Below are 15056 nucleotides of genomic sequence, written 5' to 3'. Positions count from 1 at the left end.
AACTAAGTGTGACTTCGAGCCGCTATTATTCAGCTTCTTCTACGAAACCGTCTTTGTCAGCTACAGCTGCAACGTCTTTGTTGCGACCTTCTTTAACCGCGTCTGCAGCAGCGTTTAGGTAAAGCTGTACTGCACGGATTGCGTCGTCGTTACCTGGGATAACGTAGTCAACGCCGTCTGGGTTAGAGTTAGTATCAACAACAGCAAATACTGGGATACCTAGGTTGTTTGCTTCTTTAACAGCGATGTGCTCGTGATCAGCGTCGATTACGAATAGAGCGTCTGGTAGGCCGCCCATGTTCTTGATACCACCAAGAGACTTCTCTAGCTTCTCCATTTCGCGAGTGCGCATTAGAGCTTCTTTCTTAGTTAGTTTCTCGAAAGTACCGTCTTGAGCTTGTGCTTCGAAATCTTTTAGACGCTTGATAGACTGACGAACAGTTTTGTAGTTCGTTAGCATACCGCCCAACCAACGGTTGTTCACGTAGAACTGGTCAGCGTTGATTGCAGCTTCTTTAACAGCTTCAGATGCAGCGCGCTTAGTACCAACGAAAAGAACTTTACCTTTCTTCTCACCGATTTTAGCTAGCTCAGCTAGTGCATCGTTGAACATTGGTACAGTTTTTTCTAGGTTGATGATATGTACGCGGTTACGAGCACCAAAGATGAATGGCTTCATTTTTGGGTTCCAGTAACGAGTCTGGTGACCGAAGTGAACACCAGCTTTTAGCATATCGCGCATTGATACAGTTGCCATTTTAAATTCCTCTATGGGGTTAGGCCTCCACATTTCCCATGAATCCGACTTGGTATGAATGATTACTCAAGCACCCCGGAACATGTGACGAAATGTGTGTGATTTAAATTAAAGTTAATGGGAACAAAACCGAGCTCGCCGATTCGAAGAAACTAAGTCCTGTTTCCGGCGCGCTTTATACCATAATTTGGCCACTGATTTCTACAAAAATCGCAATAAATGTACAAAGTACAATCATCACAGCAGTGAGTTTTTAACTAAACCCAACTAAAATGAATCACGTACATAACTACAAACGAGTTTTATTCTTGTTGCGCTTAATCTCGCCACTGATAGAATAACCCGTCAATTTAGAAAGCAGAGAACACAGATGTCTATCAAAATCAAAACTGAAGCTGAAATCGAAAGAATGCGTATCGCAGGTAAGCTTGCAGCAGAGCTTTTAGAAATGATCGAACCTCACGTGAAAGAAGGGGTAACGACGGAAGAGCTCGATAGAATTTGTGCGGATTACACTCGTGAGCGTGGCGCTTACTCGGCCCCACTTGATTATCACGGTTATCCAAAATCAATCTGCACATCGATCAACCACATTGTTTGTCACGGTATCCCAGCAGAACAAGACGCAATGGGTACTACAGGTAAACTAAAACCGGCTGTTCTAAAAAATGGCGATATCGTCAACGTGGACGTGACAGTTATTATTCCTAACGATGAAAATGCCTCACTAGACACTCGTCCAGAAGGTTATCACGGCGATACATCAAAAATGTTTTTAGTCGGTGATGTTTCACCTGCTGATAAGCGCCTATGTATGGTTGCTCAAGAAGCACTGTATCTGGGCATGAAGACCGTAAAACCAGGCTCCACAGTTGGTGCTATCGGTACTGAGATTGAAAAATTCATTAAAACGAATAACAAGAATAACCCACGTAATAAGTTCTCTATCGTGAAGGATTTTTGTGGCCACGGTATCGGTTCTGAGTTCCATGAGGAGCCACAAGTAGTTCACTACAAAAACAACGATCGCCGTGTACTAAAAGAAGGTATGGTGTTCACTATTGAACCAATGATCAATGCTGGTAAGTTTGGCTGCAGCATTGACGCAGAAGACGACTGGACAGTCTACACTGGCGACGGCAAAAACTCCGCGCAATGGGAACATACGATTGTGGTAACCAAAACAGGTTGCGAAGTATTGACCTTACGTAGCGACGAATCTATTCCTCGTCACATGAACAATATCTAGCCATTTCGCTTCGATTCAACAATATCCCCAAACACTGGGGATATTTTTTTATCTGAATCATTTTGGTATAACCGTAGTTAGAAACTTTTTTGCTTGCACGGATCGCACTCATGACTTTTCAGAGCCCAACCACACTAAGCGACGAACAACTCACGATCAGCGAGTTAAAGTCACAATTAGAAACCTTTTCTGAACATCAGAAACAAGAGTTCTTAAATCACCACCCTATTACCGATTTGGTCCTAGGTCGTTCAGATTACATTGACCAGCTACTTAACCGGTTATGGCAGTTCACTGGTCTAGCTAACCAAACCAGCCTAGCGTTAGTGGCTGTAGGTGGATATGGTCGCGGCGAGCTGCACCCGCTATCGGATATCGATATTCTGGTGGTCTCGCGCAAAAAGCTTCCAGCGAACCTTGAAAGCACCATCAGTGAATTCATTACCCTACTTTGGGATCTGAGATTAGAAGTCGGCCACGCGGTAAGAACCGTTCAAGAATGCCTTGAAATCGGCCAGTCGGACTTAACCGTTGCGACGAATCTTCAAGAGGCGCGTTTGCTATGTGGCAGCGAAGACACCTTTTCCTTACTTAAGAGCCAGATAGATTCCGAAGAATTTTGGCCCTCAGAAACCTTTTATCACGCAAAAATCGAAGAACAACGCACTCGTCACGCCAAGTACCACGACACCACCTACAATCTAGAACCCGATATTAAATCCACCCCGGGCGGATTGCGTGATATCCATACTCTAAGTTGGGTAGCGCGCAGCCACTTTGGGGCTACTTCCTTGTACGAGATGAGCCGATTTGGTTTCCTCACCGATGCAGAATACCGAGAACTCGTCGAGTGCCAGAACTTTCTCTGGCGCGTGCGCTTTGCACTACACATCGAACTACGACGCTACGACAACCGGCTAACCTTCGCTCATCAAGCTCAAGTGGCCGAGAACTTAGGCTTTGTTGGTGAAGGCAACGTAGCGGTCGAGATGATGATGAAAGAGTTCTATCGAACACTACGACGTGTCGCTGAACTGAATAAGATGTTGTTGAAACTGTTTGATCAAGCCATCGTCAATAAAGGTAAGATTCAAGACGCTATCGTCATTAACGATGATTTCCAGCGCAGGGGCAAACTCATAGAAGCAAGAAAGCCTGCGCTGTTTCAAGCTAGGCCAGAAACCATCTTAGATATGTTTATTCATATCGCTAATGACTCGAGTATTGAAGGCGTCAGCCCAGCAACATTGCGTCAATTACGTACTGCTCGACGTCGATTAAACAAGTTTTTGCACACCATTCCGGCAGCAAGAGAGAAGTTTATGGATCTGGTTCGCCACCCGAACGCGCTGCACCGAGCGTTTCGCTTGATGCACAAGCTAGGGGTTTTATCGGCCTACCTGCCCCAGTGGAGTCAGATCGTCGGACAAATGCAATTTGACCTGTTTCATGTCTACACCGTTGACGAACACAGTGTCCGCCTGCTGAATCATATCCACACCTTTAGCATCGAGGAAAACTACTCCAAGCACCCCATTTGCTGCGAGGTCTATCCTCGTATGCAGAAAAAAGAACTGCTTATCCTCGCTGCCATTTTTCATGACATCGGTAAAGGTCGAGGGGGCGATCACTCAGAGATCGGCGCTGTCGAAGCGTATGATTTCTGTATGGAACACGGCTTGTCTAAACCGGAAGCCAAACTGGTCTCTTGGTTAGTTCAAAATCACCTATTAATGTCGGTTACCGCTCAACGTCGTGATATTTACGACCCAGATGTGATTATCGAATTTGCTAAAAAAGTTCGCGATGAAGAATACCTTGAGTATCTAGTCTGCCTCACTGTTGCCGATATCTGTGCCACGAACCCAGAACTATGGAACAGTTGGAAGCGAACCTTGCTAGCTGAGCTCTTCTACTCCACACAGCGAGCACTCAGAAGAGGCCTAGAGAATCCCGTCGATGTTCGTGACCGTATTCGACACAATCAACAACTCTCTTCAGCGCTTCTACGTAAGCAAGGCTTTAACGCTCGAGAGATCGAAGTACTTTGGCAACGATTCAAGGCTGACTATTTCCTAAGACACACTCACAAGCAGATTGCCTGGCACAGTGAACACATCCTTAATGCCGATGATCCTACTAAGCCACTAGTGCTGATGAGTAAGAATGCGACACGTGGCGGCACTGAAGTCTTTGTATATTGCCAAGATCAGCCTGCATTGTTTGCCACAGTGGTTGCAGAACTCGATCGCCGTAATTTTAACGTGCATGACGCGCAGATCATGACCAGTAAGGATGGTTTCGTCCTTGATACCTTTATGGTGCTTGATCAACATGGTAATGCCATTGATGTAGAGCGACACTCTGCGGTGATCAAACATTTGGTTCATGTCTTGGAGGATGGACGCCCTACCCGCGTGAAAACGCGTCGCGCACCAAGAAACCTAAAGCATTTCAATGTAAAAACTCAGGTCGACTTTTTACCCACTAAGGGGAAAAAGCGCACGCTGATGGAACTGGTCGCTTTAGATGCCCCAGGCTTACTAGCAAAAGTGGGAGCGACGTTTGCCCAGCTTGGCGTTAATCTACATGCGGCGAAAATCACTACAATTGGCGAACGTGCAGAAGACTTATTTATCTTAACAAGCGCAACGGGTGGCAGACTGTCTGAAGAGGAACAGAGCCAGCTAAAACAAAAACTGCATGACACAATTTCAGAACAAATTGCTAGTTAATAAATAGTTATCAGTAATAATGACTGGCCATACCGTCGTGGCCAGTCACCTAAATTAAAATTGCGCATCATTTAAGCGATCTCGTCCACATTTCTCTCTTATTTGTCTAATTATCAGCTATCTACCACATTAATTGCCTGCTACAGTTGTAGAGAAACACACTGCAATAAGAGGTAACTTATGTATCCAAACCTCACAGGTTTAGGCATTCACGATCCTAAACAAATTGAGCGTTACTCACTACGACAAGAAGCGCACAAGGATGTGTTGAAGATATACTTTCATAAGCAAAAGGGCGAGCTCTTCGCCAAAAGCGTTAAGTTTAAGTATCCAAGACAAGTAAAGAATGTTCGCGTTAATAGCAGCAGTGGCAATTACAAAGAAGTCACCGAAATTAACCGCAATCTCACGCTGGTTATTGATGAATTAAATAAACTAACCAAACCTGTAGAAGTCGCCGAAGTCGATGTTAAGCAGAAAATCCTCACCGATCTTCGCCACTTAGAAAAAGTCGTTTCTAGCAAAATTGCCGAGATTGAAGCGGATTTAGAAAAGTTAAAGTAATCAAAAAAAATGCTCCCCTAAGGGAGCATTTTTTATAGGCGTATCTATTAAGGCGTATAGAACGTTGCTGCGCCTGGACCTACTGGTAGACCTAGTAAGAATACCCAAATGTAGAACAGTAAACTCCAACCTACCAAGAAACAGATAGAGTACGGCAACATAGTTGCGATTAGCGTACCAATACCTAGATTCTTCATATAGCGTGTTGCCACTGCCAGAATCAGTCCAAAGTAGCTCATCATAGGTGTGATGATGTTGGTAGTTGAATCACCAATACGGTATGCCGCCTGAATGGTTTCAGGAGCATAACCAACCAACATAAGCATTGGAACAAAGATAGGTGCTGTTACTGCCCACTGTGCAGACGCTGAACCAATCATTAGGTTGATAAAGCCACACATTAGGATAAATGCAAAAAACAGAGCAGGACCTGTTAGACCGATAGTCTGTAGGAAGTCAGCACCCGCTACAGCAAATACCTGACCAAAGTTTGTCCACTTAAAGAAAGCAACAAATTGCGCAGCAAAGAACACCAATACAATGTACATACCCATCGAAGACATAGACTTCGACATCGCATCGATCACGTCACGGTCATTCTTCATAGAGCCAGTCACTTTACCGTAGACAAAGCCCGGAATCGCGAAGAAGACAAAGATGAATGCTACGATACTCTTCAAGAACGGAGAACCTGCAACCTGACCATCAGCAGTACGAAGCACGCCATTTTCAGGAACAACAGTTGATGCAATGATTGCACTTACAACCAGTACTGCAATACCTGCCATTTTCAGGCCTTTCTTTTCTACTGCAGTCAGTGAACCCATGCTGTCATTAGAAAGATCTTCTGCTGCTTCTTCTTCATTGTATTTACCCAGTTTAGGCTCAACGATTTTTTCGGTAACAAAGGCACCTGTAATCGCAATGAAGAAGGTCGACACAAACATAAAGTACCAGTTAACCTCAGGGCCAACGGTATAGTTTGGATCGATCATTTGAGCGGCAGTTTCAGTAATACCTGATAGTAGTGGGTCCACAGTACCAATTAATAGGTTTGCTGAATAACCACCAGATACACCAGCAAACGCTGCTGCAAGACCTGCTAGAGGGTGACGTCCTAGAGAGTGGAACAGCATCGCTGCCAATGGAATAAGTACGACGTAACCAAGCTCTGAAGCAGTGTTAGAAATAATACCTGCAAATACAACGGTTACTGTTACCATGCGCTGAGACGCACCCATAACAAGACCACGCATTGCGGCAGATAGCATGCCAGAGTGTTCAGCAATTGCCACACCCAGCATAGCGACAAGAACGGTTCCTAATGGCGCAAAACCTGTGAAGTTTTTCACTAAGTTTGTCACGATTAGCTGTAAGCCTTCTGCGTTCAATAAGCTCACTACTTTAATCATACCGTCTGCTGCACGACCAGCAGCGCCTTCAGGGCGCGGATCGGCAACCGCTACGTCAAAGTAGCCGGCAATGCCTGACATAACTAAGATAGCAACACAGAAAATAGCAAACAGTGTGATTGGGTGGGGTAATAGATTCCCCAAGTACTCTACCGCGTCAAGAAAACGGGTAAATAGAGGCTTTTTTGGCTTGTTGTGTTTCATTGTGGCAGATGAACTCATCTGTCCCCTCCTTTTTTATTTGTCCTAGCATTCTTTACAAAGCCATGGTCGATTCCTGACAACTTTGTAAAAAAGCAGCCGCAGGGTACGTGAGGGAGCTCAACATTAAAAGCCGAAAATGTTGCTAATTGTAAATGTTGCGCAATTTACATCCAGTTATTTAGCAAAAACACAACAACTTATAATGACAAAAATATAAAACAAAAAATAACAATCTCGTGACATATTTACCTTTTAGTAATATCGACAACCGATTAGGGCTAAAAAAAGCTCAACTAAATCATCATTGAAAACACACTCAGCTTCTGAAATGATGGATTGTGATTTATGTGAACTAGGACTCAATTCGTGACTTACTCATTGGAGCCAATTGGCATCATTCATTCTCCTTACAAAGAGAAGTTTGCTGTACCGAGACAACCTCGGTTAGTCTCGAGCGCCACCGCAACAATTGCATTACAGGGTGACATCAATTGTCTGGAAGCCGTTCGCGGCCTTGAACAATTTTCTCACCTTTGGTTGCTGTTTCTCTTTGACCAAAACCTTGCCGCAGGCTGGAAACCTACAGTGAGACCACCTCGATTAGGAGGCAATGAACGAGTCGGAGTATTAGCCAGCCGCGCGACATTTCGTCCCAATGGTATCGGAATGTCTTCAGTTGAACTGAAAGGTATTCGTCAGCAAGGTTCCCTAGTCTTTATTGATGTGGGCAGTGTTGATCTTGTAGATGGCACCCCAATCGTCGATATCAAACCTTATATCCCTTATTCAGACTCAATCCCTGATGCCATCGGTGGCTATGCGGAATCTGAACCTGAATCGATTGAAGTCGCGTTTTCAGACATCGCATTAGAGGTACTTGCTAAGGACAAGGAGGTTGCCTATAAAACGCAAGTCATCAAAGAGGTACTCGCTCAAGATCCCCGACCTGCTTACAAAAAAAGTAAGGTTGATGATAAGGAATACGGAGTCAGACTCTTCGATTGGAACGTAAAATTCAAAATAATCGCGCAACTAGCATTGGTAACTTCCATTGACTCTTTGTAGAAAGCGAATTGGCTGATATCATAAGCGGCTTAACTCGATTTGGGTCTTCTGCCCAGATTCTCTATTAACATAATGAACGGATACCCATAAATGCGTACCAGTAACTATCTTCTTTCTACTCTGAAGGAGACACCAAACGACGCAGAAGTTGTAAGTCACCAGCTAATGCTGCGTGCAGGTATGATTCGTAAACTAGCTTCAGGTTTATACACTTGGCTACCTACGGGTCTACGTGTTCTGCGTAAAGTCGAAAACATCGTTCGCCAAGAGATCGATAATGCAGGTGCAGTTGAGACTTTGATGCCCGTAGTGCAGCCGTTTGAACTATGGGAAGAAACAGGCCGATCTGAAAAGATGGGTGCGGAACTACTTCGCTTCACTGATCGCCACACGCGTCCGTTTGTTCTTAGCCCAACGGCTGAAGAAGTTATCACTAGCCTTGTTCGCAACGAAGTAAGCTCTTATAAGCAACTTCCGCTGAACCTATATCAGATTCAAACTAAATTCCGTGATGAGCGTCGCCCTCGTTTCGGTGTTATGCGTGCACGTGAATTCTCGATGATGGATGCATACAGCTTCGATATCGATAAAGAAGGTCTAGAAAAATCTTACCAAGCGATGCACGAGGCGTACTGCAAAGCCTTCGATCGCATGGGTCTAGATTACCGTCCAGTACTAGCAGACACTGGCGCTATCGGTGGTAACGGTTCACATGAATTCCATGTATTGGCAGAGAGCGGTGAAGATCTCATCGCCTTCTCTTCTGAATCTGACTACGCAGCTAACATCGAAAAAGCGGAAGCAGTAGCGCCAGCAATGGATCTAGCAGCACCGACTCAAGAGATGACATTGGTTGATACACCAAATGCCAAAACTATTGCAGAACTTGTAGAACAGTTCGATCTACCAATCGAAAAGACCGTCAAAACACTGTTTGTAAAAGCCTCTGAAGAGATCGATGCTCCACTTGTTGGATTGATCATTCGTGGCGACCACGAGCTTAACGAGATCAAAGCAGAGAAACTGGCTGAAATCGCTTCACCGCTAGAAATGGCGACTGAAGAAGAGATTCGCGCTGCTATCGGCGCTGGTCCTGGTTCTCTTGGTCCAGTTGGCCTTGAACTGCCATTTATCGTAGACCGCTCTGTTGCAGTAATCAGTGACTTCGGTGCGGGCGCAAACATTGATGACAAACACTACTTTGGCATCAACTGGGGCCGCGATGTAGAGTTAGGCAAAGTTGAAGATCTACGTAATGTTGTTGAAGGTGACCCTAGCCCATGTGGTCAAGGTACTATCCAGCTTAAGCGTGGTATCGAAGTTGGTCACATCTTCCAGCTTGGCAAAAACTACTCAGAGAAAATGAACTGTGGTGTACTTGGTCCAGATGGTAAGAATACTATTCTAGAGATGGGTTGCTACGGTATCGGTGTTTCTCGTGTAGTTGCTTCTGCAATTGAGCAAAACAACGACAAATACGGCATTATTTGGCCAGATGCGATTGCTCCATTCCAAGTAGCTCTAGTTCCTATGAACATGCACAAATCTGAGCGCGTTAAAGAAGCAGCTGAAAAGCTATACGCTGAACTAACTGCTGCTGGTATCGAAGTTCTGTTCGATGACCGAAAAGAACGTCCAGGCGTAATGTTCTCTGACATCGAACTTATCGGTATTCCTCATACGATCGTTATTGGCGACCGTAGCATGGATGAAGGTAACTTCGAATATAAGAACCGTCGCACTGGTGATAAGACTCCAGTTGCCATGGAACAAATCGTAGCGCACGTTACTTCGCAGCTAGCGTAATACTGCGTTATCGCGACTGGCCCTCTACGCCAGACGAGCTAAATTTTATCTTTAAGGCCGCTTACGCGGCCTTTTTTATTACCTTCATATTCTGTTCATCTTCCCTCTTTTACTATGACTTATATCGGTAAGTATCAGGAGAACAAGATGGACTTGAAAGCACTTCTTAATCAAGCTCTCAGCTCAGATATAGCAAAACAGGCCACTCAAAAAGCAAGCCAATCTTCATCCAGTTTAAGTAACGCACTTGGTGACAAAAAAACTCTGGGGGCGTTAGGAGCTGGAGCCGTGGGCGGTGGTATTCTTGGCATGCTGATGGGCTCTAAGAAAACAAAGAAAATGGGTAAGAAAGCCCTAGGTGTTGGCGGTGCAGCAGCGCTTGGAGCTCTAGCCTATAAACTCTACAACGACTACAGCAATAATAACGGAGGAAACTCCGATGCTACTACAGTTACATATTCATCAACACCGGCCAATTTTACTCAGACTAACCAGCACGATGAGTCAGTACTCAAAGCCATGATAGCCGCAGCTAAAGCAGATGGTCATATTGAAGAGCAAGAAATGGCGAAGATTGAACAAGCTCTGACAGGATTAGATGCAGACCCATCAGTACATCGACTTGTTCAAACTGAAATGGCAAAACCTCTCGATCCAAGCGAAATTGCTAAGCTAGCCGTCTCTCCCGAGCATGGTACTGAAATCTATTTGGCGAGCCTATTGGTCGCGGATGAACAAAACTTTATGGAAAAAGCGTATTTGAAAGAACTGGCGAACCAGTTAGGTTTAGAAGAGGGGTTAGTGGCGCAACTGAATACGCAAATCACTCAATAAAGTAACAAGGTACCTAAGGCCTAAAACCGACCTTAGGTACATAAATTCTTATTCTTCGCTTACAACAGCCGCAGCAGCTTTAGCAGCGCGTGCTTCCGCTTTGCGCTCATTGCGCTTTGCTTGGTTTTCAATGAAACCAGCTAGCTCTTTATCCGCCCAAGCTTGAGCCAACTCTTGACTCTCAAAACCCATCTCACGCTTTGAAACAACAGTGCGACGAGACGTTACTTGACGAATGATCTCTGCAGACCAACCGTTACGCTTTTCCGTTAGACGGATAGTAAATTTTTTATTTTCAGACATTTATGTAGTTCCTAAAGACTTTGTTAAGGGATATTCCAGCAATGTAATGCTAGCCATCCCTAAGCCAGCGCGGTATTAGAACACAAATCGAGCGCTGACGCTCAGAGTTTTTATAAGAAAAAGTCCCCAGTGTTTCCACTGAGGACTTCATTAACTATTTAGCTGTAACGTTTGAGGTAGTTGCCTCGGTTCGATTACTTACCTACGTTCACGCGAGCGTTGCGGAACATGCGCATCCAAGCACTGTCTTCACCCCAAGATTCAGGCGCCCAAGAGTTAGCAACCGTACGGAATACACGCTCTGGGTGCGGCATCATGATAGTCACACGACCGTCACGAGTCGTTAGACCTGTGATTGCGTTTGGTGAACCGTTCGGGTTATTTGGATACTGCTGCGTTGGGTTGCCATTGTTATCAACATAACGCACCGCTACCGTACCTGATGCTTCAATCGCATTTAGGTGGTCAGTATCGCGCACTTCTACGCGACCTTCACCGTGAGAAACTGCGATTGGCATACGTGAACCTTCCATGCCATCGAAGAAGATAGAGTCAGACTTCTGCACTTCTACTAGGCTAAAGCGAGCTTCAAAGCGCTCAGATTCGTTACGAACAAAGCGTGGCCATAGGTCTGCACCTGGGATCAGCTCTTTTAGGTTCGATAGCATCTGACAGCCGTTACACACACCTAGTGAGAAGGTGTCTTCGCGGTGGAAGAAGCTCTGGAACTGGTCACGCGCCTGGTCGTTGAACAGGATAGACTTCGCCCAACCTTCACCCGCACCTAGAACATCACCGTAAGAGAAGCCACCACAAGCCACAAGACCTTGGTACTCTTCTAGAACTGCTTGACCCGTTAGGATGTCGCTCATGTGGATGTCTGTTGCTTCAAAGCCAGCGCGGTCAAACGCTGCTGCCATTTCAACGTGAGAGTTAACACCCTGCTCACGAAGAATTGCCATCTTAGGCTTAGCGCCCGTCGCGATGTATGGCGCTGCAACGTCTTCTTTAACGTCGAAGCTCAGTTTCACGTTTAGACCTGGGTCAGAATTGTCTTTCTTCGCTTCGTGCTCTTGGTCTGCACACGCAGAGTTGTCACGTAGAGACTGCATCTTGTGCGTAGTTTCCGCCCAGATAGTACGCAGCTCTGTACGAGAGCGCTCGATAACAACCGCATCACCAGAAGTGATAACGAAGTCGTCCGACGCTTCAACGCTGCCGATTATGTGAGAACATGCTTCTAGGCCGTTCGCCGCTAGAACTGCTTTCACTGCTTCTAGGTCGTCATTCTTAACCTGAACAACTGCACCTAGCTCTTCGTTAAATAGTGCTGCAAGAGTATCTTCGCCAAGACCTGAGATGTCTGCTTTCAAGCCACAGTGACCCGCAAATGCCATCTCAGCAAGCGTTACAAATAGACCGCCATCGCCTTTATCGTGGTAAGCTACTAGCTTGTCATCACGAACAAGGGTTTGCATCGCATCGAAGAAGCCTTTTAGCTGCTCTGCGTTGTCTACGTCTGCTGGCTTATCACCAAGCTGCTTATAAACCTGTGCCAATGCCGTTGCACCTAGACGGTTCTTACCGTTACCTAGATCAACAAGAACCAGTGACGACTGACCTTTGTCAGTGCGAAGCTGCGGCGTGACCGTCTTACGAACATCTTCTACACGACCAAATGCAGTGATAACCAGTGAAAGTGGAGACGTTACTTCTTTGTCTTCACCGTTCTCGTTCCACTTGGTCTTCATCGACATTGAGTCTTTACCTACTGGAATCGTTAGACCCAGAGCTGGACATAGCTCTTCACCTACCGCTTTCACCGCTTCGTAAAGACCTGCGTCTTCACCTGGGTGACCCGCTGGAGACATCCAGTTAGCTGACAGCTTGATGCGCTTGATATCACCAATGTCTGTCGCTGCGATGTTAGTTAGAGACTCACCTACCGCTAGACGAGCAGACGCGCCAAAGTCTAGAAGAGCAACTGGTGTGCGCTCACCCATAGACATCGCTTCACCGTGGTAAGTATCGTAGCTCGCTGCTGTTACTGCGCAGTTTGCTACCGGTACCTGCCAAGGACCAACCATCTGGTCACGAGCAACAAGGCCTGTAACCGTGCGGTCACCGATGGTGATTAGGAATGTTTTCTCAGCAACCGTTGGTAGACGAAGAACGCGGTCAACCGCATCGTTCATTTCAATGCCTTCGCGAGAAATAGCTGGGCTGTCTACTTTCAGTGTTTTCGCATCACGGTGCATCTTCGGCGTTTTGCCTAGAAGGATGTCCATCGGCATGTCGATTGGCGTGTTGTCGAAGTGTGAATCTTCAAGTTTCAGTTCACGCTCTTCTGTTGCCACACCCACTACTGCGTATGGTGCGCGCTCACGCTTACAGATAGCATCAAATGCTTCCATGTTCTCTGGCGCTACCGCCATTACATAGCGCTCTTGAGATTCGTTACACCAGATCTCAAGTGGGCTCATGCCTGGCTCATCGTTTGGTACGTCACGTAGCTGGAAGATACCGCCGCGCTCACCATCGTCAACAAGCTCAGGAAGTGCGTTTGAGATACCGCCCGCGCCCACATCGTGGATAAATGCAATTGGGTTGTCTTCACCTAGCTGCCAGCAGCGGTCGATCACTTCTTGACAGCGACGTTCCATCTCAGGGTTTTCACGCTGTACTGAAGCAAAGTCTAGATCTTCAGCAGACTGACCAGACGCCATAGAAGACGCTGCGCCGCCACCAAGACCGATGTTCATTGCTGGACCACCAAGTACGATTAGGCTTGCACCTACTGGGATCTCTTTCTTCTGAACGTGCTCGTCACGGATGTTACCCATGCCACCGGCAATCATGATTGGCTTGTGGTAACCACGTACTTCTTCACCTGCGTGTGATGTAACTTTTTCTTCGTAAGTACGGAAGTAACCAAGTAGGTTTGGACGACCAAATTCGTTGTTAAACGCCGCGCCACCTAGTGGACCTTCTAGCATGATATCCAATGCGTTAACGATACGACCTGGCTTACCAAAATCCGTTTCCCAAGGCTGTTCGAAGCCAGGAATGCGAAGGTTAGAAGTCGTAAAGCCTACAAGACCTGCTTTTGGCTTACCCCCAATACCTGTTGCGCCTTCGTCACGGATTTCACCGCCGCTACCTGTAGAGGCACCTGGCCACGGAGAAATCGCTGTTGGGTGATTGTGTGTTTCCACCTTCATCAAGATGTGTGCTTTCTCGTGGTTGTAACCGTACTGACGTGTTTTTGGATCTGGGAAGAAACGACCCACTTCAGAGCCTTCCATTACTGCTGCATTATCTTTGTAAGCAGATAGAACGTGGTCTGGTGTCGTTTCAAATGTGTTTTTGATCATCTTGAACAGCGACTTGTCTTGCTTCACGCCGTCGATAGTCCAATCTGCATTGAAGATCTTGTGACGACAGTGCTCAGAGTTCGCCTGCGCAAACATCATCAGCTCGATGTCTGTTGGGTTGCGCTCTAGCTTAGTCACAAAGCTTTCAAGTAGGTAATCAATTTCATCTTCTGCAAGTGCAAGACCTAGCGTCACGTTCGCTTCTTCTAGTGCTTTGCGGCCACCTGTTAGTAGATCAACATCAGCTACCGGTGCTGGCTCTGCTACTTGGAACAGTGCTGCCGCTGATTCGAAGTCAGAGAAAACCACTTCCATCATACGGTCGTGGATCACCGCTTTAAGCTCAACAAGTTGAAGCTCAGTCAATTCGCTTGATGTCTCTACATAGTATGCCGTACCGCGCTCTAGGCGAGTCACTTTGTCTAGGCCACAGTTATTGGCGATATCCGTAGATTTAGAAGACCATGGCGAGATTGTGCCAGGGCGAGGTGTCACTAGAAGCAGTGTGCCTGTTGGCTCGTGCTCTTCGATAGTTGGACCGTAAGTCAGCAACTTCTCTAATTTTTCAACTTCAGACTCATCCAGGTCTGCCGTTAGGTCGGCAAAGTGGGCAAACTCAGCGTAAATACCTGTTACTGGTAGGTTTAGTTCACGACAAAGCTCTAGTAGCTTGTTAACACGAAACTCAGAAAGAGCTGGGGAACCACGCAAAATTCTCATGTGCTTAGGTCTCTTATGCAGTTGATTGAGGTG

General features: G+C 46.2%; 10 protein-coding genes. 6 read left to right on the top strand and 4 right to left on the bottom strand.

Annotated elements, in window-relative coordinates; all coding sequences use genetic code 11:
- Window positions 1–25: 25 nt before the first annotated feature.
- Window positions 26–757: a 30S ribosomal protein S2 gene (rpsB, locus tag VME0621_RS22365; protein ID WP_006072474.1), complete on the bottom strand. Its 732-nt coding sequence runs from the start codon at window positions 755–757 to the stop codon at window positions 26–28.
- A 370-nt stretch (window positions 758–1127) separates the two neighbouring features.
- Here rpsB and map point away from each other — a divergent pair, with 370 nt between their 5' ends.
- From map to VME0621_RS22350, 3 genes are all read left to right on the top strand, one after another.
- Window positions 1128–2006, top strand: a complete 879-nt coding sequence (gene map, locus VME0621_RS22360; RefSeq protein WP_062460750.1) for a type I methionyl aminopeptidase — start codon at window positions 1128–1130, stop codon at window positions 2004–2006.
- Window positions 2007–2116: 110 nt separating this feature from the next.
- Window positions 2117–4741, top strand: a complete 2625-nt coding sequence (gene glnD, locus VME0621_RS22355; RefSeq protein ID WP_062460747.1) for a bifunctional uridylyltransferase/uridylyl-removing protein GlnD — start codon at window positions 2117–2119, stop codon at window positions 4739–4741.
- 180 nt (window positions 4742–4921) lie between these two features.
- Complete coding sequence (locus VME0621_RS22350; protein WP_006072480.1) at window positions 4922–5305, top strand: DUF3461 family protein; 384 nt, start codon at window positions 4922–4924, stop codon at window positions 5303–5305.
- A gap of 47 nt (window positions 5306–5352) precedes the next feature.
- On the opposite strand, the gene VME0621_RS22345 is transcribed toward VME0621_RS22350, so the two are convergent.
- A complete protein-coding gene (locus VME0621_RS22345) occupies window positions 5353–6939 on the bottom strand; it encodes an AbgT family transporter (protein ID WP_006072482.1) in 1587 nt (528 codons plus the stop codon).
- A 348-nt stretch (window positions 6940–7287) separates the two neighbouring features.
- Between VME0621_RS22345 and tsaA the strand changes: the two genes are divergently transcribed.
- From tsaA to VME0621_RS22330, 3 genes are all read left to right on the top strand, one after another.
- Complete coding sequence (gene tsaA / locus VME0621_RS22340; RefSeq protein ID WP_038227913.1) at window positions 7288–7986, top strand: tRNA (N6-threonylcarbamoyladenosine(37)-N6)-methyltransferase TrmO; 699 nt, start codon at window positions 7288–7290, stop codon at window positions 7984–7986.
- A 90-nt stretch (window positions 7987–8076) separates the two neighbouring features.
- Window positions 8077–9792, top strand: coding sequence for a proline--tRNA ligase (locus VME0621_RS22335; protein WP_062460744.1), 1716 nt, complete (start codon window positions 8077–8079; stop codon window positions 9790–9792).
- Window positions 9793–9939: 147 nt separating this feature from the next.
- Window positions 9940–10626, top strand: a complete 687-nt coding sequence (locus VME0621_RS22330) for a tellurite resistance TerB family protein (RefSeq protein ID WP_062460741.1) — start codon at window positions 9940–9942, stop codon at window positions 10624–10626.
- 48 nt (window positions 10627–10674) lie between these two features.
- Here the strand turns inward: VME0621_RS22330 and VME0621_RS22325 are convergent, their stop codons facing one another.
- Both VME0621_RS22325 and purL read right to left on the bottom strand, forming a co-directional pair.
- Window positions 10675–10929, bottom strand: coding sequence for a DUF3622 domain-containing protein (locus VME0621_RS22325; RefSeq protein ID WP_038227917.1), 255 nt, complete (start codon window positions 10927–10929; stop codon window positions 10675–10677).
- Window positions 10930–11123: 194 nt separating this feature from the next.
- Window positions 11124–15023 carry a phosphoribosylformylglycinamidine synthase gene (gene purL / locus VME0621_RS22320; RefSeq protein ID WP_062460738.1) on the bottom strand — a complete coding sequence of 1300 codons (3900 nt, stop codon included), beginning with the start codon at window positions 15021–15023 and terminating at the stop codon, window positions 11124–11126.
- Between the last annotated feature and the right edge of the window lie 33 nt (window positions 15024–15056).

Source organism: Vibrio mediterranei (assembly GCF_900088415.1).
Lineage (GTDB): Bacteria > Pseudomonadota > Gammaproteobacteria > Enterobacterales > Vibrionaceae > Vibrio > Vibrio mediterranei.
This window is presented reverse-complemented; position numbering and strand designations above follow the sequence as displayed.

Excerpts from the sequence above, each read along its gene's own strand:
- rpsB (WP_006072474.1), bottom strand. The coding sequence starts at position 757 with ATGGCAACTGTATCAATGCGCGATATGCTAAAAGCTGGTGTTCACTTC.
- map (WP_062460750.1), top strand. The coding sequence starts at position 1,128 with ATGTCTATCAAAATCAAAACTGAAGCTGAAATCGAAAGAATGCGTATC.
- glnD (WP_062460747.1), top strand. The coding sequence starts at position 2,117 with ATGACTTTTCAGAGCCCAACCACACTAAGCGACGAACAACTCACGATC.
- VME0621_RS22350 (WP_006072480.1), top strand. The coding sequence starts at position 4,922 with ATGTATCCAAACCTCACAGGTTTAGGCATTCACGATCCTAAACAAATT.
- VME0621_RS22345 (WP_006072482.1), bottom strand. The coding sequence starts at position 6,939 with ATGAGTTCATCTGCCACAATGAAACACAACAAGCCAAAAAAGCCTCTA.
- VME0621_RS22335 (WP_062460744.1), top strand. The coding sequence starts at position 8,077 with ATGCGTACCAGTAACTATCTTCTTTCTACTCTGAAGGAGACACCAAAC.
- VME0621_RS22330 (WP_062460741.1), top strand. The coding sequence starts at position 9,940 with ATGGACTTGAAAGCACTTCTTAATCAAGCTCTCAGCTCAGATATAGCA.
- VME0621_RS22325 (WP_038227917.1), bottom strand. The coding sequence starts at position 10,929 with ATGTCTGAAAATAAAAAATTTACTATCCGTCTAACGGAAAAGCGTAAC.
- purL (WP_062460738.1), bottom strand. The coding sequence starts at position 15,023 with ATGAGAATTTTGCGTGGTTCCCCAGCTCTTTCTGAGTTTCGTGTTAAC.